General features: G+C 63.8%; 18 protein-coding genes and 2 tRNA genes. 18 read left to right on the forward strand and 2 right to left on the reverse strand.

The window, feature by feature from the left end:
* Positions 1-46 precede the first annotated feature (46 nt).
* The 14 genes from rpmI (at position 47) to recN (ending at position 14388) form a co-directional block, all read left to right on the forward strand.
* A complete protein-coding gene (gene rpmI / locus AC6H4Z_RS12305) occupies positions 47-244 on the forward strand; it encodes a 50S ribosomal protein L35 (RefSeq protein ID WP_497542262.1) in 198 nt (65 codons plus the stop codon).
* Between the two features lie 12 nt (positions 245-256).
* Positions 257-619: a 50S ribosomal protein L20 gene (gene rplT / locus AC6H4Z_RS12310; protein WP_497542263.1), complete on the forward strand. Its 363-nt coding sequence runs from the start codon at positions 257-259 to the stop codon at positions 617-619.
* A 143-nt stretch (positions 620-762) separates the two neighbouring features.
* A complete protein-coding gene (pheS, locus tag AC6H4Z_RS12315) occupies positions 763-1791 on the forward strand; it encodes a phenylalanine--tRNA ligase subunit alpha (protein WP_497542264.1) in 1029 nt (342 codons plus the stop codon).
* On the forward strand, positions 1788-4232 hold the full coding sequence (pheT, locus tag AC6H4Z_RS12320) for a phenylalanine--tRNA ligase subunit beta (protein ID WP_497542265.1): 2445 nt from the start codon (positions 1788-1790) through the stop codon (positions 4230-4232). Before pheS ends, pheT begins: the two co-directional genes overlap by 4 nt.
* A complete protein-coding gene (locus tag AC6H4Z_RS12325) occupies positions 4210-4515 on the forward strand; it encodes a hypothetical protein (RefSeq protein ID WP_497542266.1) in 306 nt (101 codons plus the stop codon). The genes pheT and AC6H4Z_RS12325 overlap by 23 nt, the downstream gene beginning before the upstream one ends.
* Entirely contained in the window at positions 4512-4838 is a 327-nt protein-coding gene (locus AC6H4Z_RS12330) for a cell division protein ZapA (protein ID WP_497542267.1), read from the forward strand. Before AC6H4Z_RS12325 ends, AC6H4Z_RS12330 begins: the two co-directional genes overlap by 4 nt.
* A gap of 215 nt (positions 4839-5053) precedes the next feature.
* Complete coding sequence (gene rny / locus AC6H4Z_RS12335; protein WP_497542268.1) at positions 5054-6640, forward strand: ribonuclease Y; 1587 nt, start codon at positions 5054-5056, stop codon at positions 6638-6640.
* A 7-nt stretch (positions 6641-6647) separates the two neighbouring features.
* A complete protein-coding gene (gene folD / locus AC6H4Z_RS12340) occupies positions 6648-7529 on the forward strand; it encodes a bifunctional methylenetetrahydrofolate dehydrogenase/methenyltetrahydrofolate cyclohydrolase FolD (protein ID WP_497542269.1) in 882 nt (293 codons plus the stop codon).
* Positions 7526-8803, forward strand: a complete 1278-nt coding sequence (xseA, locus tag AC6H4Z_RS12345) for an exodeoxyribonuclease VII large subunit (RefSeq protein ID WP_497542270.1) — start codon at positions 7526-7528, stop codon at positions 8801-8803. The genes folD and xseA overlap by 4 nt, the downstream gene beginning before the upstream one ends.
* On the forward strand, positions 8800-9012 hold the full coding sequence (gene xseB, locus AC6H4Z_RS12350; protein ID WP_497542271.1) for an exodeoxyribonuclease VII small subunit: 213 nt from the start codon (positions 8800-8802) through the stop codon (positions 9010-9012). Before xseA ends, xseB begins: the two co-directional genes overlap by 4 nt.
* Positions 8990-9901 (forward strand): polyprenyl synthetase family protein, encoded by a 912-nt coding sequence (locus AC6H4Z_RS12355; RefSeq protein ID WP_497542272.1) that lies wholly within the window; start codon positions 8990-8992, stop codon positions 9899-9901. Before xseB ends, AC6H4Z_RS12355 begins: the two co-directional genes overlap by 23 nt.
* Before the next feature lie 39 nt (positions 9902-9940).
* The gene (dxs, locus tag AC6H4Z_RS12360; protein ID WP_497542273.1) at positions 9941-11836 is read left to right on the forward strand and encodes a 1-deoxy-D-xylulose-5-phosphate synthase; all 1896 of its coding nucleotides are present in this window, start codon (positions 9941-9943) and stop codon (positions 11834-11836) included.
* Positions 11833-12702 (forward strand): NAD(+)/NADH kinase, encoded by an 870-nt coding sequence (locus AC6H4Z_RS12365; RefSeq protein ID WP_497542274.1) that lies wholly within the window; start codon positions 11833-11835, stop codon positions 12700-12702. The genes dxs and AC6H4Z_RS12365 overlap by 4 nt, the downstream gene beginning before the upstream one ends.
* Positions 12703-14388, forward strand: a complete 1686-nt coding sequence (gene recN / locus AC6H4Z_RS12370) for a DNA repair protein RecN (RefSeq protein WP_497542275.1) — start codon at positions 12703-12705, stop codon at positions 14386-14388. It begins immediately after the preceding gene.
* Position 14389: 1 nt separating this feature from the next.
* On the opposite strand, the gene AC6H4Z_RS12375 is transcribed toward recN, so the two are convergent.
* Complete coding sequence (locus AC6H4Z_RS12375) at positions 14390-16045, reverse strand: hypothetical protein (protein WP_497542276.1); 1656 nt, start codon at positions 16043-16045, stop codon at positions 14390-14392.
* 85 nt (positions 16046-16130) lie between these two features.
* On the opposite strand from AC6H4Z_RS12375, the gene AC6H4Z_RS12380 reads away from it, so the two are divergent.
* The 4 genes from AC6H4Z_RS12380 (at position 16131) to AC6H4Z_RS12395 (ending at position 20001) form a co-directional block, all read left to right on the forward strand.
* A complete protein-coding gene (locus tag AC6H4Z_RS12380) occupies positions 16131-17906 on the forward strand; it encodes a glycoside hydrolase family 125 protein (RefSeq protein WP_497542277.1) in 1776 nt (591 codons plus the stop codon).
* Positions 17907-17972: 66 nt separating this feature from the next.
* Positions 17973-18045: transfer RNA gene (locus AC6H4Z_RS12385), tRNA-Gly, on the forward strand.
* Between the two features lie 55 nt (positions 18046-18100).
* Positions 18101-18184 (forward strand) — tRNA-Leu (locus tag AC6H4Z_RS12390).
* Between the two features lie 104 nt (positions 18185-18288).
* Positions 18289-20001, forward strand: a complete 1713-nt coding sequence (locus AC6H4Z_RS12395; RefSeq protein ID WP_497542278.1) for a carboxypeptidase-like regulatory domain-containing protein — start codon at positions 18289-18291, stop codon at positions 19999-20001.
* 30 nt (positions 20002-20031) lie between these two features.
* Here the strand turns inward: AC6H4Z_RS12395 and AC6H4Z_RS12400 are convergent, their stop codons facing one another.
* Positions 20032-20613 carry an ECF-type sigma factor gene (locus AC6H4Z_RS12400; protein ID WP_497542279.1) on the reverse strand — a complete coding sequence of 194 codons (582 nt, stop codon included), beginning with the start codon at positions 20611-20613 and terminating at the stop codon, positions 20032-20034.
* Positions 20614-20621: the final 8 nt, after the last annotated feature.

Below are 20621 nucleotides of genomic sequence, written 5' to 3' on the forward strand. Positions count from 1 at the left end.
CTCACACCTCAGATCGCAGATCTGACCCCTCCTAAAGGATTTTCAGATGCCGAAAATGAAAAGCCACAAGGGCGCCAAAAAGCGCTTCAAGGTGACTGGCTCCGGAAAGGTCCGCCGCTACAAGGCGTTCAAGAGCCACATCCTTACCAAGAAGACCTCGAAGCGTAAGCGCCGCCTCCGCCAGGCCGGCATCGTCGCGACGACCGGTGATACCAAGCGGGTCAAGCGCCTGCTGCTGGCCTAAAGGGAGACTACTATGCCTCGTGCCGTATCGAACGTTCCGCGCCTAAAGCGGAAAAAGCAGATCATGAAGGCTGCGCGCGGTGCCTTCGGCGCCCGCAGCAAGCTGTGGCGTCCGGCGAAGGAAACCGTCGAGCGTGGCTGGAAATACGCGTACCGCGATCGCAAGAACAAGAAGCGCGACTTCCGTCGCCTCTGGATCATGCGTATCAACGCTGGCGCGCATCAGCACGACCTGACCTACAGCACGTTCATGAACGGGCTCAAGCTCGCCGGCATCGAAGTCAATCGAAAGATCCTCGCTGACCTCGCGGTGCACGATCCCGCGGCGTTTACGGCGCTGGCCGACAAGGCGCGCACCGCGCTGAGCGCAGCGTAAGCGGGAGGAGGGAAGCGGGACGAGGGAGGCCACGGCATCCCGAACCACTGCAACCCCAGTGACGTTGAAGCTCGAGCGGCGGCAGCGCGACAACTAGTCGTTCTGCCGCCGTCTCGTATCTACCGGCATGGGTAATGGGTACCATGAATCTGAATGAGTATTTGATCGAAGCCGAAACGATCGAGCGTGACGGCGGCGCTGCCCTGCAAAACGCCGCGGACGCCGACGCGCTCGAAGCGGCGCGCATTGCGTTTCTTGGCGATCGTCAGGGGCGCGTCAAAGCGCTTCAAGAAGCGCTGAAGGGCATCTCGAAAGAGGACAAGCCCGCGGCCGGAAAGCGCTTCAATGAGGCGCGTACTCGCCTTGAAGCACTCCATGCGGAGCGCAAAACGTCGCTCGAGCGAGCGAGTCACGTTGGCACGCGCGACGACCTGTCATTGACGGCGCGACGCCAATGGCGCGGCGCCAAGCATCCAGTCACGCTCGTCATCGAAGAGATCGAGGGCATCTTCCGCGAGCTCGGCTTTTCGATCGCACAGGGACCCGAGGCCGAGACGGAGTGGTACAACTTCGGCGCGCTGAACTTTCCGGCGAATCATCCGGCGCTCGACGCCCACGATACGCTGTATCTCGAGGGCCAGGGCTTGCTGCGCACGCACACGTCGCCCGTGCAGGTGCGCACGCTACAAAAGTACGAGCCGCCCATTCGCGTGCTCATTCCCGGCAACGTGTACCGCCGCGACTTCTTTGACGCGTCGCACGCGCCCGCATTCGCGCAGATCGAAGGACTGTGCGTCGACGAAGGCATCAGCTTCGTCGACCTCAAGTCGACGCTGAACCAATTCGCCGAACGCTTCTTCGGTGCATCACGTACGCGCTTTCGTCCCTCATTCTTTCCGTTCACGGAACCGTCGGCCGAGATGGACGTGCAGTGCGGCATCTGCGGCGGCAGTGGGTGCGCTGCCTGTAAGGGTACCGGCTGGATCGAGATTCTTGGCTCTGGCATGGTGCATCCCAACGTCCTCGAGGCGGCGGGCATCGACAGCGAGCGATATACGGGCTGGGCGTTCGGCATGGGCCCGGCGCGCATTGCGATCAGCCGTTATGGAATTCCTGATATCAGAATCCTCTACGATTCAGACGTGAGATTCTTGGAGCAAATCGCGGAATGAACGTCTCATACGATTGGTTGCGGGCGTTTGTCCCGTTCGACGAGTCTGCGCCGCAGTTGCGCGATCTCATTACCTCGCACATTGCGACGGTCGACGAGCTCGTTGCGTTGCGCGCCGATCTGGCGGACATCGTCGTGGCACGCGTCGTCGAGGAGGCCCCGCATCCGGACTCGGACCACCTGCATGTCACGAAGGTGGACGCTGGTACCGGTACGCTGCTCGACGTCGTGTGCGGCGCGCCGAATGTCACCGCTGGCAAGCTCTATCCCTTCGCGAAATCGGGCGTCGTTTTGCCCGGGGGGCTCAAGCTCCAAAAGCGAAAGATTCGCGGTGCCGTTTCCGACGGCATGCTCTGCTCGGCGCGCGAGCTTGCTCTCGGCAACGAGCAAGACGGGATCATGGAGCTAAATCTCGATGTCGCTCCAGGTACGCCGCTGCTCAGCGCTCTGCCGCTCGGCGACGTGCGTATCGTGATCGACGTCGGCGCTAACCGACCTGATCTCCTCTCACACCTCGGCGTAGCGCGCGAAGTTGCCGCGGTCACCAAGAAGCCCTTCGCGCTTCCGTCAATCGAAGGACTGGAGTCGCTCAGTCCGACCGTCGCCACCGACTCGGACTCCGCGGAAGTTCCGGGGCTCACGGTGCGAGTCGCAGAGCCAGATCTCGTGCGCCGCTTCATGGGCATCGTGATTCGCGGCGTGAAGGTCGGGCCGAGTCCGGAGTGGCTCGTCCGTCGACTCGAGTCCGTGGGTTCGCGCTCGATCAACAACGTCGTGGACGCGAGCAACTACGTGCTGCACGAGCTCGGGCAGCCGACGCATGCGTTCGACCTCGCGAAGCTGGCTGGTCCCGCAATTGTCGTTCGGCGCGCGGCGCCTGGCGAAAAGATCACGACGCTCGACGGAAATGAGCGCGAGCTGCGCGACGACATGATCGTCATCGCCGACGCCAATCGCCCGCAGGCGATCGCCGGCGTGATGGGCGGACGCGACAGCGAGGTCACCGATGCAACAACTGACGTGTTTCTCGAGGTCGCGAACTTCAATCCGCGACGGGTTCGCGGCGCGCGACGCGCGCTCGGATTGTCGACAGACGCAAGCTACCGATTCGAGCGCGGCGTCGACATCGCCATCGCGCCGCGAGCGCTCGAACGCGTCGCCAGCTTGATCGTGCTGCTCGCCGGCGGACGCGTCGAAGGACCGGCCATCGATTTGGCGTACGAGCCGGCGTCGCCCGAACGAATCAAGCTCCGCACATCACGGGTCGCTCGCTTGCTCGGCGAAACGCTGGCGACGGACGAAATCGAGTCGTACCTCCGCAGCGTGGGGTTCGACGCCGATCGTGTCGACGATGATTTCCGCGTCGCGCCCCCCAGCTGGCGGGGTGACGTGTCCAGCGAGGCAGACCTGATCGAAGAGGTCGCGCGGTTGCGCGGCTATGACAGCTTCCCGATCGAGATTCGGCCCTTCCGTCCGGGCACCGTCGGCGACGATCCGCAGTGGATCACATCGAAGCGTGTTCGCGAGGCGCTCGTCGGAGCCGGACTCCTCGAGACGCGGCCGATGCCGTTCGTGATCGGCGGCGAGGGCTTCGTGCGTCTGACCAATCCACTGTCCGAGGCCGAGGCGTACCTACGTCGCGAAATCCTCGACACGCTGGCGCGGCGCGCCGAATACAACCTGGCGCGGATGCAGGGCGACGTGCGGCTGTTCGAGATCGGATCGGTGTTCACACCGGCCGAGGGTGCATTGCCCACCGAGGAGCTGCGCGTGGGCGTGCTGGTGATGGGTCGTCGAACACCGCGCCATTTCACCGATCCAAAGTCGCCGGAGTTCGACGCGTCCGCATCATACGATCAGTGGGATGCGAAAGCGCTGTCCGAAGCGCTGGCGCGCGCGGTGAGCCCCGGATCGGTCCCGGTACTCCGCGATAGTGCCGACGAGTCGGCGCTGTGGGATGTGGTGATCGATGATCGATCGATCGGCACCGTTCGGCAGGTCGTGCTCGACGCGCCGGTCTGGGCGTCGAACGCGTACGGCATCGAACTGTCGCTGGGTGTCATCGATTCGGCGCAGGTCGCGCCGCCGGGTGAGTCGGCCCATCGGCCGCCGGTTCGAATGCCGCCGACGGTCACGCGGTATCAGCCGCTGCCAACGACGCCGGCGGCAGAGTTCGACCTGGCTCTCCTGGTTCCCGAGAACGTTCGGGGCGAACAGGTGGAAAGTGTGATCAAGCGCGTCTCGGGAAAACTGCTCGAGCGCGTCGAACTGTTCGATCGCTATGTTGGTCAGGGCGTGGAACCTGGACACCGTAGCCTCGCGTGGAGGTTGACGTTCCGACACGCCGAGCGCACTCTACGTGATCGCGAGCTGGAAGCGCGCCGTTCAGACATCCTTCGAGCCCTTGCCGACGAGCTCAATGTCCGACAACGCACAGGTTGACCTTCGCCCAATGCAGGAGCTCGAGACGCTCGTTCGCCATTTGGCGGACGAGCTCGCGGGCTTCCGCCGGCGAGCGCTTCTCGCCGAGGCCAGGCTCAAGGAGGTCGAAGGGCAGGAGGGCGGAGCCCTCAATCTCGACCTGGCCAACCGGTTGAGCATCCTGGAACGCGAGAACGAAAAGCTGCAGGCCAAACTCGACACAGCCGGAACGAGAGCGAAGGCGATGCTCGATCGCGTCCGGTTTCTGAGACAACAGGCGCAGGGAGGAGGTGGGGATCGATGACGACCAAGAAGCACACGCTCAAGGTTTCGATCCTCAACGAGGAGTACTCGATCCGCAGCGACACGCCGCCGGAGCACGCGCGGGCGGTCGCCCAATATCTCGACAAGGCCATTCGGGCCGTCATGTCGAGCGGTGGAGTGGTGGAGACCAACCGGGCCGTCGTTCTGGCAGCGCTCCAGATCACGGGAGAGCTGTTCGAGGCCAAGGCAACGATCAGCTCGGCCAATCAGTCGATCGAACGCATAAGCGAATACGTTCGACCGCTGCTCCCGCCATCCAAGAGAACTCCTATTTCCGTATCGACGGTACCTCAGTCGCGGTAGCGGGCCGGAGTGGGTTGGTTGCCTTTTGCTGTTTGCGCGCGTACCTTAGCGCCGTAGCCAAGCTCACCCGTAGGTTGAAGCGCGCTTTGTAGTTAGCGGTCCCACATCACGCCCTTCGTCGGCGTGTTGGCGGACCCCCGACTCGAGGATGCGCTGCGGGTGGCAGTGGTTCTCCCTGTCCTGCGGCGTACGCCGCGGTGGAGCATAGATTCCATATGGACGCAAACGTCATCATTGCCGTGCTCGGCGTAGTCATTGTGGCCGCCTGCCCGGCTTTTTTCATTGTAGGACGCAAGAACGGCGGTAAAGCGGAGCTCGATCGGCAGGTCGCGGCGAAGGCGACGGCTGAGGAAACCTCCAAGCGAATCGTCGGTGAAGCAGAGCGAGAGGCCGAGAACCTCCGGAAGAGTGCAGTTGTTTCCGGCAAGGAAGAGCTGATCAAACTTCGCGAGAACTTCGAGAGCGAAGTACGCGGACGTCGCGAAGAGGTCGAACGCGACGAGCGCCGTTTGATCGAGCGCGAGAATCAACTGGATCGAAAGTTCGAGCTACTCGACCAACGAGAAAAAGATCTCGGTCGTCGGGCGAGCGAGTTTGGCCGCCGCGAAAAGACGGTTGCCGACCGCGAGCAAGAGCTCGAGAAGATGATCGCCGACGAGCGTCGCCGCCTCGAACAAATGGCAGGCATGTCGGCTCAGGAAGCGAAGAACGAGCTCATCCGTAGGATGGAGGAGGAAGCTCAAGCCGACGCTGCCAACAAGATCCGCGAGATACGCGATTCAGCCAAACGGAACGCGGAGCGCGAGGCCAAGAAGATCGTGGCGCTCGCCATTCAGCGCATCGCCGCCGACCATACGGCCGAAAGCACGGTCGCTGCGGTTTCGCTGCCGAATGATGAAATGAAGGGCCGCATCATCGGTCGCGAAGGCAGAAACATCCGTGCATTCGAGTTGGCGACGGGTGTCGACGTCATCATCGACGACACGCCAGATACGGTCGTCGTGTCCTGCTTCGATCCGATTCGCCGAGAAGTGGCGCGACTCGCGCTCGAAAAGCTGGTCTCTGACGGTCGCATTCATCCGGGCCGAATCGAAGAGGTCGTCAACAAGTCGCGCAAGGAAGTCGAGACGCAGATCATCGAGACCGGCGAACAGGCCGCGTACGATGCCGGCGTCCACGGTTTGCACCCCGAGCTCGTCAAGCTCGTCGGCCGCATGCGTTGGCGCACGAGTTACGGCCAGAACATCCTGCAGCACTCCAAGGAAGTCGCGTGGCTGGCAGCCATTATGGCCACGGAGCTCGGACTGGACGTCGCCATGGCACGACGTGGCGCACTGCTGCACGACGTCGGTAAGGTGCTGACGCACGAGCACGAAGGCACGCACGTGCAGCTCGGTGTGGAAATGGCGACCAAGTACGGCGAGAACCCGTTGGTTGTGAACTGTATTGCCGCGCACCACGACGACGTTCCGCATGAGAGCGAAGTGTCGGTGCTCGTGCAGGCGGCCGACGCCATCTCTGGTTCGCGCCCTGGTGCGCGTCGTGAAGCGTTCGAGACATACGTCAAACGCCTCGAGGGCCTCGAGAAGATTGCGTCGAGCTATCGTGGCGTCGAAAAAGTGTTCGCGATTCAGGCCGGCCGCGAAGTGCGCGTCATCGTCGTTCCAGATGACGTGGACGACGTGCGTATGACCACGATGTCCGAGGAAATCGCGCGGCGCATCGAGGCCGAATTGCAGTATCCGGGACAGATCAAGGTCGTACTGATCCGCGAAACTCGCGCGGTGGATTTTGCTCGCTGAGGTAGGTGTGTCGAGCGACAAGTTGATCGATGGCGCGCAGCTCGCCGCGCGCGTTCAAGCAGAGGTTGCCACGCAGGCCAAGGCGCTCGTCGCCCGCGGCATCACGCCCGGTCTGTCGGTCGTGCTCGTTGGCGAGGATCCGGCGAGCGCGGTGTACGTCGGCGCGAAAGAGCGGACGTGCATCGAGCTTGGCATGCGCGGTGAGACGATTCGTCGTCCGGCAACGATCACGCAGGACGAACTGCTGTCCATCGTCGATCGGTTGAACGCCGATCCGGCGGTGCATGGGATTCTCGTTCAGATGCCGCTGCCGAAACACATTGATTCGGAAGCGGTCGTGCGTCGTATTCGTCCCGACAAAGACGTCGACGGCTTTCATCCGATCAACGTCGGCAAGCTGCTGATCGGTGAGAAGGATGGATTCGCACCGTGCACGCCCGCGGGTGTGTTGTACATGCTTCAGGCAAGCAGAATCCCGACGTCGGGCGCGCGGTGTGTGATCGTTGGTCGCAGCAACATCGTGGGCAAGCCGATGGCGTCGCTGATGATTCAGCCGGGGGTCGATGCGACGGTCACTGTCTGCCACAGTCGCACGCACGACCTCGGCGAAGAGACCCGTCGCGCGGACATCCTGATCGTTGCTGCTGGTCGCGCTGAGATGATCACCGGTGACATGGTGAAGCCCGGCGCCGTCGTCATCGACGTCGGCATGAATCGCATTCCCGATGCGACGAAGAAGAGCGGCACGCGCCTGGTCGGCGACGTCGCGTTCAACGAAGTGCGTGAAGTGGCATCGCGCATCACGCCCGTGCCTGGCGGAGTAGGGAAGATGACGATCGCCATGTTGATGGCGAACACCGTTCGCGCCGCCGAGCAGCTTTCGCAGTGACCGGCCGCCGCGCGTCTGGCCGCGCGAAGAGTGCGGATCTCGATCTTTTCCAGGAGTCGGCGCCGCCGGTCGAATCCTCGCCGCCGCCTGAAGTCGTGAACGAATACGTCGTCGACGACAACGCCTATCCGGGCGAATCGCCGAGTTCGCCCGTCACGGTGTCGGTACTCACACAGACGGCACGCGACGTCATCGAAGGCGCGTTCATTCCGCTCTGGGTGCGTGGCGAGATCACCGATTTCAAAGCACATCGCAACGGGCACTGGTACTTCTGCCTGCGTGATCGCGCCGCGCAGATCAAATGCGTCGTGTGGAATCGCGATCAACGCGGCATTCCCGCTGCCCCGGACGACGGGATGCAGGTCGTCGCGCTCGGTCGGCTCACGGTGTACCCTGCGCGCGGCGAGATGCAGTTCTCGATCACGCGCATCGAGGCTGAAGGCGATGGGTTACGACGCAAGGCACTCGAAGCAACGCGCAAGCGACTCGAAGCGGACGGACTACTCGCCCTCGATCGGAAGCGCGAGCTGCCGCGCTTTCCGCGTGTCATCGCGGTGATCACGAGTCCCGACGGCGCGGCGCTCCACGACATCGTTGCGGTTACCAAGCAGCGCTCGGCCAACGTACAGTTGGTCCTCGTGCCGGCAAAAGTGCAGGGCGAAGGTGCGCCAGGTGAACTGCGGCGCGCCCTCGATCGCGTGAATCGCTGGGGAGAAGCGGATCTCGTCATCATCGGTCGCGGCGGCGGGGCGCGCGAGGATCTTTGGGCGTTCAACGACGAACGCGTCGCACGCGCAGTCGCCGCCTGCAGTGTTCCGACGATTTCCGCCGTCGGGCACGAAGTCGACATCACGATCTGCGATCTCGTTGCCGACTATCGCGCGCCCACACCGTCGGCTGCGGCAGAGGCCGCGACGCGGTCGCGCGCCGAACTGGCGGCGGAATTGAGAAAACTATCATTACGCATGTCTGGGTCGACGCGCGCGCAACTGCGCCATCGTGCCGACGCACTGCGTCATCTGGGCCGCGACATCGTCGACGCGAGCTCCGAGGTGACGGCACGACGGCGCGCGGCGATGCAGGAAGTCGCCGGCCGACTGCACGCACTCAGTCCCGTTGCGACGCTCGCGCGCGGCTATGCTGTTGCGCGCGATGCGAAGGGCGGAACGCTGAGCACTGCCGCTTCGTTCGTTCCGGGCATGGCGTTCGATCTCATCGTGCAAGACGGACTCGTGCCGGCGCAGGTGCGCCCGATAGACGGAGGCGCCCAATGACGTTCGAAGAACGAATCGCGCGACTCGAGCAGATCGCCGCGGAACTCGAAGGACGCGACCTCGAGTTGGCCGGCGCGCTCGCACTCTTCGAAGAGGGGGTGGAGCAGTTGCGCGCGGCCGCCGCGGAACTGGCGCGTGCCGAAACGCGCTTGGGCAAGTTGATCGAGCGCGTCGATGGAACCTTCGATGTCACCGACAGCCGTGAGTAGCGCGGTCGCGGTCGACTGGGCCGCTGATCGCGTCGCGATCGATCGAGCACTTGGACTGCTGTGCGACACACTCCCTGCGCAGATGAGCGGACGCGTTGCCGATGCGATTCGCTATAGCCTCCTCGGCGGTGGCAAGCGGCTTCGAGGCCTCCTCTTTCTCGCAGCGTATCGTACGGCTGGCGGACGATCGGATGCGAGCGAACTTGCGGCGGCGATCGAGGTCGTGCACGCCTACTCGCTGGTCCATGACGACCTGCCGTGCATGGACGACGACGACATGCGTCGGGGTCGTGCGACCGTGCACCGCGTGTTCGGCGTGGAGCTGGCGACGGCGGCGGGTGTGACGATGGTGCCGCTGGCTGCCGGCGCCGCATTCAGCGGGTCGCGATCACTCGGGCTCGCGCGTGAGGCATGCGGCGCTGTCGTCGCGGAGTTGATGCGAGCATCGGGCGCGGGCGGAATGATCGGCGGACAGCTGCTCGATCTCGAGGGCGAGGGCCGGCCGCTCGAGCTGGCCGATCTCGAGCGGATTCATCGCGCCAAGACTGGTGCGCTCATTCGGGCGTCGGTCGTTCTCGGCGGCATCTCGGCCCATGCCAACGAGCGCGAGCTCGACGCACTCGGCCAGTTTGGCGACGCGATCGGTCTCGCCTTCCAGATTGCCGACGACGTTCTGGACGTCACGGCGACGACCGACCGCCTGGGAAAGCCGGCGGGCCGGGATCTTGACCTTCACAAGAGCACGTACCCCGCGCTCCTGGGCATCGACGGGGCAACAGAGCGCGCTCAGGCGCTCGTTGGCGAGGGGTGCTCCGCGCTGCGTTCTGCGGGCCTTCTATCCACGGAACTCGATGTGCTGGCGCGCTTTGTCATCGAGCGAGAGTCGTAACTTGTCGCTAAGTTTTGTAGGCGGATCATCCTGTTGAGCATGTCAATTCTCGATCGAGTCCAAGTACCAGCCGATTTGCGCGGCATGACCCCGGACGAGCTTCGCACGCTCGCGAACGACGTGCGCGCCCGTCTCATTGACGTTTGCGCGCGTACCGGCGGCCACATCGGCGCGGGACTTGGCGTCGTCGAGCTGACGATCGCCCTGCATTACGCGTTCGAAACCCCCACCGACCAGCTCGTGTGGGACGTCGGCCACCAGGGCTACCCGCATAAGCTGCTGACCGGTCGCAACGCCGATTTCGAAACGCTCCGTCAGGAAAACGGAATTTCCGGTTTCCTCAAGCGAACCGAGAGCGAATACGATGCGTTCGGGGCCGGGCATGCTGCAACCTCGATCTCGGCCGCGCTGGGTATCGCGGCGGGACGCGACATCAAGGGCGAGGACTACAAGGTCGTCGCCATTCTTGGCGACGGTGCGCTCACGTCGGGGCTCGCGTACGAAGGTCTGAACAACGCCGGGCATTCTGACCGCGACGTCATCGTCGTGCTGAACGACAACGAGATGTCGATTGCGCCAAATGTTGGCGCCATGTCCAAGTATCTCACGTCGATTCAGCGCAACTCGCTCTACAATCGCGTGCGGTCGGCGATCGGCGAGCTGGTCGATCACGCGCCCGGACCGTTGTCGTCGATGGGCAACCTGGTTCGGAAGTGGGAAGAGAGCGTGAAGACCTTCCTCACGCCCGGCGTGTTGTTCGAGGAACTCGGCTTCCGGTATTTCGGTCCGATCGACGGACACGATATCGCCGGAATGATCGAGACCTTCGCGGCTGTTCGCGCGATGAAGGGTCCGCGTCTCGTGCACGTGATCACGCAGAAAGGCAAAGGATTCCCTGCCGGCGAGCGCAGCGGCGAGAAGTGGCACGCGCTTCCGCCAGGCCACGATCCCGCGACCGGCGCGCAGCTCAAGACGTCGACCGCAAACCCAGGGTACACGAAGGTCTTTGGCGCCGGACTCGCGGAGCTCGCACGTGAATCGCGCGACGTCGTTGCGATCACGGCGGCGATGCCAAGCGGCACGGGGCTCGACATCTTCGCGAAAGAGCACCCGAAGCGGTTCTTCGACGTAGGTATCGCCGAAGGACACGCCGTGACCTTCGCTGCCGGAATGGCGACGCGAGGCATCCGTCCGTTCGTCACGATCTACTCGACGTTCCTGCAGCGCGGATACGACAACATCATTCACGACGTGGCGATTCAAGGACTGCCAGTCGTGTTCTGCATGGATCGCGCGGGGCTCGTTGGCGAGGACGGCGAAACGCACATGGGGTTGTACGACATCGCTTATCTGCTCGCCGTGCCGGACATGACGGTGACCGCGCCAAAGGATGGGACCGAGATGTTGGCGCTGCTCCGTTCTGGATTGGTGCACGAGGGCGGACCGTTCTCCATTCGGTACCCGCGCGACGCGTCGCCCGACAAGCCGGGGCCGATTTCCGAGATCGAGGCGGTTCCGCATGCGACGTGGGAGGTCCTACGCCACGGCCAGGACGTCGCCATCTTTGCGGTGGGCACGATGGTTCTGCCATCGTTGGCCGCGGCGAACACGCTCGCGTCGGAAGGACTGAACGTCACGGTCGTGAACTGCCGCTATCTCAAACCGTACGACGAAGTGACCCTCGCAGCTGTTCTCGCACACCATAAGCATATTCTCGTGGTCGAAGAGGGAACCGTCGTCAACGGCTTCGGCGCGTTCATGTCGTCGGTGATCGGGCGGTACGACTCGTCGGTGCGCGTGTCCGCGCTCGGCGTGCCGGATCGTGTGATTCACGCTGCGTCGCGCACGCGTCAGCTTGCCGCGTGCGGCCTCGACTCGACCGGAATTGCGACGCGCGTTCGCGCGCTACTCGAGAGCGAGGCATTGGCGGGGTGATACGACTCGGCGTCGTTGGGCACCGCGGTTATGAAGAGCTTCCGTCGGTGCTGCGGACGCTGAGTGAGCTCGCGCCAACGCTTGGGCTCGAGTTGTACTTCGAACACAAATTGTTCGAGGTTGCTCAAGGTGGTCATCTGCTAGAGCATCCCGAGTCGCTCGACGCGCTGCTGACGCTCGGCGGCGATGGAACACTGCTCCGCGGCGCACGCGTCATCTCGCCGCATCCCGTGCCGATTCTCGGCATCAATCTTGGACATCTCGGCTTTCTCACTTGCTGCAACGCCGACCAGCTCAGTGGCGCGCTTCGCCGCTTCGCGAGCGGCGACTATCTAGCCGAGTCGCGCATGGCCCTCCAGGCGCGCGTGTTCGATGTGCGCGGTGTGGAGCGTCAACAATGGATCGCGCTCAACGACGTCGTGTTGCACAAAGGCGGCTTCGCTCGCGTCGTCGGACTGCGAGTGGCGGCCAACGGGGAACCGATCGCGACGTACGCGGCCGACGGCATCGTGCTCTCCACGCCCACAGGGTCGACCGCGTACAGCCTTTCGGCTGGCGGGCCAGTGGTGTTCCCGACACTCGAAACAATCGTCGTCACGCCTGTGTCCGCGCATACGCTAGCGATTCGCCCGGTGATTCTTCCGTCGAGCGTAGACGTCACGCTGCATGCGGATGATGCGTCTGAGGAGCTTTTGGTGACGGTCGACGGGCAGGTTGGAACGACCTTCGCCCAGGGAGAGATGCTGAGCGTGCGTCGCGCGGCAGGCGGCGTGATGATCATTCGCTTTCCCGGTACGAACTTCTTCACGACGCTCCGTCAGAAGCTCGGCTGGGGAGGCCTCGCGGACCGCGATAAGCAGGCGTAGATGCTGACTGAGCTGCGCATCAAGAATTTTGCGATCATCGAGTCGTTGACCCTCCCGTTGGCCAAGGGCTTCAACGTCCTGTCGGGCGAAACGGGCGCGGGAAAATCGATCATCGTCGGGGCGCTCGGCCTGCTGATCGGCGATCGCGCGAACACCGACGTCATTCGTACCGGCACAGACCGCGCGACCGTCGAAGGCGTGTTCGACATCAGCGATCGCCCCGAGATTCAATCGGCGCTCGACGATCGCGGCATCGAAGTCGAGAATGCGCTCGTTGTCCTCAAGCGCGAAGTCGCACCGGGCCGTGCACGCGCGTGGATCAATGGCACCGTCGTGAACGCGAGTGTCCTCGCCGATATCGGGCGGCTGCTCGTGAACGTGCACGGTCAGCACGACGCGCAGACGCTGCTCGATCCCGAAGCACAGCGCAGAATTCTCGACGCGTTTGCTGGCGCGACCGAACAGGCGGTCCAGGTCCGCGACGCGCATGAGACACTCGCAACGGTGATTCGTGAGATCGCCGACCTCGCCAAGCGTCGCGCCGACGCCCAGAAGCGCGCGGATTACCTTCATCATGTCGTCAAGGAAATTGGCGATGCCAAGCTACAGGAAGGCGAAGACGCTCGCCTCGAAGGCGAAGCGCGGCGTTTAGAAAACGCTGAAGAGCTGCGCAGCCTGTCCAGTGGAATTGCCGGCGGCCTCGATGGCGACGATGACACCGTGCTTCGGAAGCTCGGCGAGATCGCGCGTCATCTCACCGCGATTCAGCGCATCGATCCAACGCTCGTGCGATTGCAGGAGTCGTACGACACGGCGTACTACGCGATCGAGGCGCTGGCGCGTGAGCTCGAGGAGTACGAAGCATCCATCGATCTCGATCCGTCGCGCCTCGACGACGTGCGCCGTCGGCGCGATTTACTCTTCCGTCTGACGAAAAAGTACGGCGCCACACTGAGCGACGTGATTCGGACGGGCGAAGAGTCGCGTGCGGAGCTCGAGCTGGTCGATTCGGCCGGATTGGACATTCAGCAGCTTGAGAAGCGCGAGCGCGCGGCGCGCACAGCACTCATCGATAGCGCGTCCAAGCTCACGACGCTCCGAGAGAAGGGCGCCAAGAAACTTGCGCGTGCCGTGGATGCGATTCTGCCGGACCTCGGCATGCCGGATGGGCATATTCACGTCGGACTGCACCCTCTGCGCGAAATCGGATCGCATGGGGCAGAGGACGTGGAGTTTGGCGTTGCGCTCAACGTGGGACACGAGCCGCGGCCGCTTGCGCGCGTCGCCTCAGGCGGTGAATTGTCGCGCGTGATGCTCGCGCTCAAAACCATTCTGGCGCGGCTCGATCGCGTTCCCACGCTCGTTTTCGACGAGGTCGATGCGGGAATCGGCGGTCGTGTCGGCCTTCAGGTTGGCGAGACGATGCGACAGGTGGCGAGCTACCATCAGGTGTTCGCAATCACGCACCTCCCGCAGATCGCCGCGCGTGGACATCACCACATTCTCGTGAGCAAGGGCGCGCGCGGCGGCGTCACGACGGCCGACGTCGATGTGTTGGCTGCCGACCTTCGCGTGACCGAGATCGCACGAATGCTCGGTGGCGATCCAGAGAGCGACGTCAGTCGCGCACACGCGAAAGAGCTCCTCGAATCCGCAGGCGCTCAGAGCGCCGCGGCAGCGCGATAGTCTACCGCCGACGTCCGGTCGGCAAGTACACCTTCAGCTCTACGCGATCGCGGAAGGTCTTGTACACGGGACCACCGCTTCCGGCGAGCGTTTCGAGGTGATTGTATGAGACCTCGAATGGAATCGCGCCGGGCGCACGATCGGGTCCAACGATCGTCGAATACGTGAATCCAAATCCGATCTGCTGCGCCGTCGATGACGCGTAGCCGAAGGGAGTCGTCGGTGGCACCGCGGTAGCATCTGGCGACGGGCCGATGGTGTACTTGTCAGCCTCGGCGCGGACGAGAGCATACTGTCCGGTGAGCGCCAAGTATCCGGCGAGCCGAACCCGCGGAATGATCGCGAGCTGCGTGACGTTACCCGCCGAGTAAGTGCCGCTGAACGGCAGGCTGAGCGGATAAATCGCGTTGCCCGCGCCGGGCACGCGCGCGACGTCGATGGTGCCAAGCTGTGCGGTGTACGATCCGATGGCGCTTCCAGAAAGCCGATCGCCGAATCGGAGGTCGATGGCGCCGCCGGCTTCGATGCCGTTTTGTCCATAACCGCTCGCGACGTCGAACGCCCGATTTGTATTCGCCGGTTCGCCCGTGCCGAGTCGGAATGTCCCGTTCACGGACACGCGATACTGTGGATGGAAGAACGAGGTGCCGGTCGTATCACCAAAGCTGTTGAGCAAGTTGAGCGTCGCGCCGAATGAGATATCACCGATCGACGATCGGTCAGTGCCTTGATCGGTCGCCTTCAGTGTGTCACGGCCGACTCCCGCAAACAGCTTGTTCAAGTCGTGCAAAGCCGCGAGTCCCTGTGCGCCGAAGATCGTCTCTTGCGCCAATGGCTTGCCGAGGAATCCGCCCAATTGCGTTGCGATATTTACAATTTGCTGCTGGACGGCTTTTCCAACGACCGTGTTCACCAGCGGGACGTACGGCTGTCCGGGGTGCTCTGGCGTTCCGGTGCCGTAGAGATTGGTGAGGACCGCAGCAAGCGCGTTGCTATTCTGGATCAGCGACTGAACCGAGCCCTGCTGGCCGAGGATCGCGGAGCATCCCGTTCCACTCGGCGATCCGATACAGGCCTTCAGAACGGAATCGAGCTGGCCTGATGCGACGGTAAGCGTGTTGATGGCTCTCGTATTCGCGCCGGCGGCGGTCCCATTGCCGAGGAACGCGGGGTTCGGTCCCACGTTGGCGTCGCTGCCCGCAACGATTCCCTGATTGAGGCGTGCGACGAGCGTTGTGCGCGTTTCGACGAGCGGAATGACGACCCCAAGCGTGATGCGGCTGGTCAGACCGTACTCGATCACGAGCGGCGCGGTGACGATCCGCGAATTCGCCGGAGAAATGATGTTGCCGGCAGTCAGTCGAAAGTTCGAAATTCCCGACGCGGCGCGGATGCCTGCTTCGGCAGCTGCGAACGCCGGGACCTGAGCAACGCCCAATGAATCGACCGCGAGCGTTGCGCCGATGTTTCGCCGTCCACCGTCGCCGAGCAGCTCATCGTAGCGAGTCCAGGCAGTCAGCACACGAAAGCGCACGCCGCGCGACGGCAAAACCGAGGCGTCGGGCAGCAGACTCGTCGTCGATTGCGCGACCGAGCGATGTGGCATGAGGCAGATGAGCAGCAGCGCGCTCGATCGAATCAGATATCGGACCGGCAATCGAAGAATCGCCTCGTACAGTGTGTGAGACCGCGGAGGTGGGTTATCATTCCCCCAGCTCGCCACCAAAGATAATCCCAGCCCTGTGACGCTGCTTCCGCCGCCACGCATTCCGTGGCAGATCACCGGCAACCACTGGGTTGCCCTGCCATGCATCCATCCGGCAGATGCGTCGATCCACGCCCTCGGCATGCTCCATCGTGGCGCGCGTTCGGCGATCGAATTTGCCGGCGCCCCCGATTTCACCGACGGTGTAGGTCCGGCACTCGCACGGCCGCGGCTGGACATCGCGGGAATACGCCATGAGCTGTCCGATGTTCCCATCGCCTGGGAACGTGCGCTCGGCTGGATTCCGACGTTCACGTGCACGGTGGGCGAATTGGTGTTGCGGGGAACGATCTTCGCGCCATATGGACGCGACGCGGACGTGTCAGGCGCGGTGTACGCGCTCTCGATCGAGAATCGGGGGGCAAACGAGGTGGCGGTCGACGTCACGCTCGACGGCGTGCTCGGACATCGTCAGCTGCGCGCCCGAACGCCGCGCGCATTCGAGGATGCGAATCGCGTATCTCTCGGCGCGTCCGGTGCGGTGCTGCTCGAAGGCGCGTCACTTCCAGGGCTCGTCGCGGTCGCGCTGGTCGCGGACGGCGACGCGAGTGCGATGGTCGACGGCGACACGTTCTCATTGAAGCGTAGCGTGAACGTTGCGCCGGGCGGGCGCGAGCAGGTCGCGTTTTACTTCGCTGTAGGTCCGGAGCGCGATGGCGCCGAGGCAACGGCGAGCGTGCTGCGGCGGCGCGGATGGCGAGACTTGTTGTCGTCCACGCGCGACGCCCTGCAGAGCCTGGAGCAGAGCAGTGGACACGAGGCGCTCGATCGGCTGATCAATCGCAACTTGTTGTTCGCGTATTTCTATGCCGTTGGTCGCGCCCTCGACGACGCGCAGTACTACCTGATCCGCACACGCGCGCCGTGGAACGGTCACGGCGTGACAGTGCGTGATTGGGAAGCGCTCACGTGGACGATTCCTGCCGTGCAACTGGCCGATCCATCGCTCGCTCGGGAGTTGTTGCTGCGCATGTGCGAACTGCACGGCTACGCACCAGGACGCGGCGTCCATTATCTCGACGGCACATTGTTCGAACCGGGCTTTGCGCTCGAAGGCGTTGCGAGCTACTCGATCGCCACCGACCGATACATTCGGGACACGGGCGACGATCGAGTCGTTGATGAGCCGGCGCTGGCGGACACACTCTATCTGACCGCGGAAGATCTCGACAGTCGGCGTGATAAACGCATTCCGCTCTATTCCACCGAAGTGAGTCCGTCGGGAGCGCCGGCGGCGTTTCCGTTCACGGTTCACGCCAACGCAGCGGCCGCACAGGCGCTCGACGTGTTGCGGCGGACGCTTGATGAAGAAACTGCGCGCGGCCTGCAGGATCCCGACGCGGTTCGCGCGGCGATCAATCGGCACTTCGTCATAGAGTCCAACGGTCAGTCGACGTTCGCGTCGGCGATCGATCTCGCCGGTTCTACCTCCGCGGTCGATGATCCGTCGGCGTCGGTGTTCTGGCTCCCGATGTTCGACGCGGTTGCTCGGCAGAATTCGACGTATCGTCGGTCGGTCAAACGAATCGACGTTACGCCGAACTCGCTCGTCCAGCAGTGCGCGCGCCTGGTTGGTCCCGATGCCACGGCAATCCTGCAGTGGCTGCGTCGCGCTCCGCTGGATGGTGGAATCGCGGCCGAGGTTGTCGACGAAGAGGGTCGGGCGGTGGGGAATGGTGGCGACGCTGCGCTGTCGGGCCTTTTGGCCTGGGCTGCGTGGTACGCGGCGAATGCGTTTGGGGAACGGCCTTAAAAGGCAGGGTTTAGGGGCCAATTCGGACTCCCTTGATTGCCGGGTGTTTGATATATTTCGCGGTCTGCGGGAATAGCTCAGTTGGTAGAGCACAACCTTGCCAAGGTTGGGGTCGCGGGTTCGAGTCCCGTTTCCCGCTTTGTACGAACAGGGTTGACGGCGCCATGCGCCGCAACCCTGTTTGCGTTTGTCCCGCCGGGATGGCGAAACGGGTAGACGCGAGGGACTTAAAATCCCTTTCCCGCAAGGGAGTCCGGGTTCGAGTCCCGGTCCTGGCATGTTGTGCCGAGAGATCGTTGCGCCAATCACAATCGTGATATAATCGAATCTTCATCGATGGCACGATTGACATAGTCAGCGCTGGGTTCGAGTGTAGGCGCGCATGCAGAAATTCATCGCTTGGCGTGCCGCTCGCATCCTCCCGCTGCTCGCGCTCGCACCCGCTGCGTTCGCTCAGGAGATCCGGGGAACGGTGCGGGACAGCCTAACACGCGCTCCCGTTCCGGGCGCGGTCGTGATGGTGCTCGACGCCGCGGACGCCGTGCTGGGGCGGAACCTTACGAACCAGCGCGGCGAATACCGAATAGCAGCGACGATTGGGGGGACACGCCTGCGCGTCGTTCGCCTTGGGTTTCGCCCGAACGTGCTTCCACTGTCGCTTCTCCCGGGCGGCGACACACAGCTGGACGTGACGATCACGCCCATCCCGGTCACACTGGAATCGGTGCCGACCCTCGCGTCGTCGAGCTGCCCGCGGCGATCGGATGCGTCGGCGGCGTTCGCGTTGCTCGAGCAGGCGCGAAGCGGGTTGCTCACGACGATCGTGTCGCGGGCCGTGAAGCCGACGCGAATGAAGCGGCTTCTCTTCGACCGTCGGTCGGACGCCAGCGGAGATCATCTCGCCCAGCAGCGTGTCCGCATCGACTCGGTTGTGACGGCAACCTCATTCGGTGCGGTACGCAGCGGATCAGACTTCGTGAAGCAGGGTTTCATGCTGGACAGCGCGGGAAGCCGCACGTTCTTCGCGCCAGATGCTGAGACGCTGCTCGACGACGGCTTCGCCGCCGGATACTGCTTCCGCATCATGGACGGCGAGCGGTCGCGGCCGCACCAGATCGGTTTGGGCTTTCGGGCGGCCGACGGTCGTCGCAACCGTATCGACGTCGACGGCGCGCTCTGGGTCGACACGCTGGCTCGCGCACTGGTCGACGTGGAGTTCCGGTTCGTCGGCTTGGACCGCGAGTACGAGCCGTACCGTCCTGGCGGCCGCGTCTCGTTTCAATCGATGCCGAACGGCGCCGTCCTCGTCGACCGTTGGGTGTTGCGGCTCGTCGACCTGCGGGAGGACACAGCGAAGGCAACGCTCAGTCGTCTAAAGCGTCGCGACGCGGTCACGCGCTGCCCGACGTACATGTGCTTCGCCGATCGCGCGCCGCCGAGTTATGAGATCCATGAAGCCGGCGGCGAGCTCGCGCGTGCCGTATGGGATGACGGCAGCTCCTGGAAGGGCGCTCTCGGCGGACTTGTCGTTCACGCTGTACGAGACGAGACAACGCCGGCCACTCGCACGGTGATGAAGCTGGCGAACACGGACTATCAGGTCGTGAGCGACGCGAATGGCAGCCTCGCGTTCGAGGACCTGCTCCCAGGACCGTACGACCTCGTCGTCGTCGACTCGGCACTCTCTCCGCTCGGCATTACACTGGCGACCGGAACGTCATTCGCCGCTGTACGCGATTCGACGCTTTCCATTCGCACCAGGGTGGCTACCGCAGCGGATTACGCGGGGACGGTGTGCAACGCGGACAACGGTCCATCAGGCAGCGCATGGATCCTGGGCCGCGTCACGACCGCCGAAGGCAGACCCGTGCAAGCGGCAAAGTGGGCAGTCCAGCGCTCTGTCGATGGCGGAGCCTGGGTAGACGTCGCGCCGGGCGGGTTAACAGGCCCTGACGGGACGTTCCACTACTGCAAGCTCGACCGCGGCATGATGGTGCGCGTGACGGCACAGTATCCGGGGGCAGTCGACGCGAGCCAAACAGAGGAACTCACGAAACAGTTTACCATCGTCGCCCTGCGAATGAAGCCGCAGTGACCGGTCCCGGGTTTATGGCGCGCCGACACTCTACTCCAGTTCGCGGGCCAGCCACGCCTGCGCAAAGCGCAAGTCGCGCATGACGGTAGGTGCCGACGTCGAGAGTACATCGGCCGCTTCCTCCAGCGTCAATCCGCCGAAGTACCGGAGCTCCACCGCGCGCGCCTGCCGGGGATGCACCTCTTCGAGCTTCCGCATCGCGGCGTCGAGCGCGAGCAAGGCTTCGGGGTCGACGTTGGCTGCGCTCCCGTCATGACTGAATTGGTCGAGGTCGATTTCGACGCGCACATTGTCGCCGCCGCGTTTTTGGGCGTGCCGATGCTTGGCGTAGTCGATGAGCACACGGCGCATGGCGGTGGACGCCACGGCGAAGAAATGCGCACGGTCCTGCCAATCCGTTCCGGCGCCTTCGGCCACCCGAAGATACGCCTCGTGCACCAAAGCCCCAGTGTCGAGCGTATGATCCGATCGCTCGGCACGAAGCCGCGCACGCGCCATGCGCCGAAGCTGGTCGTAAACGCGCGGTAGGAGTGCGTCCATCGCGTCGCGATCGCCGTCGTGCCAGCGTCGGAGGAGCTCGGTCAGATCAGACGTATCGGGTGTGATGGACATCCTCTCGT

Source organism: Leucogemmata humicola (assembly GCF_055379415.1).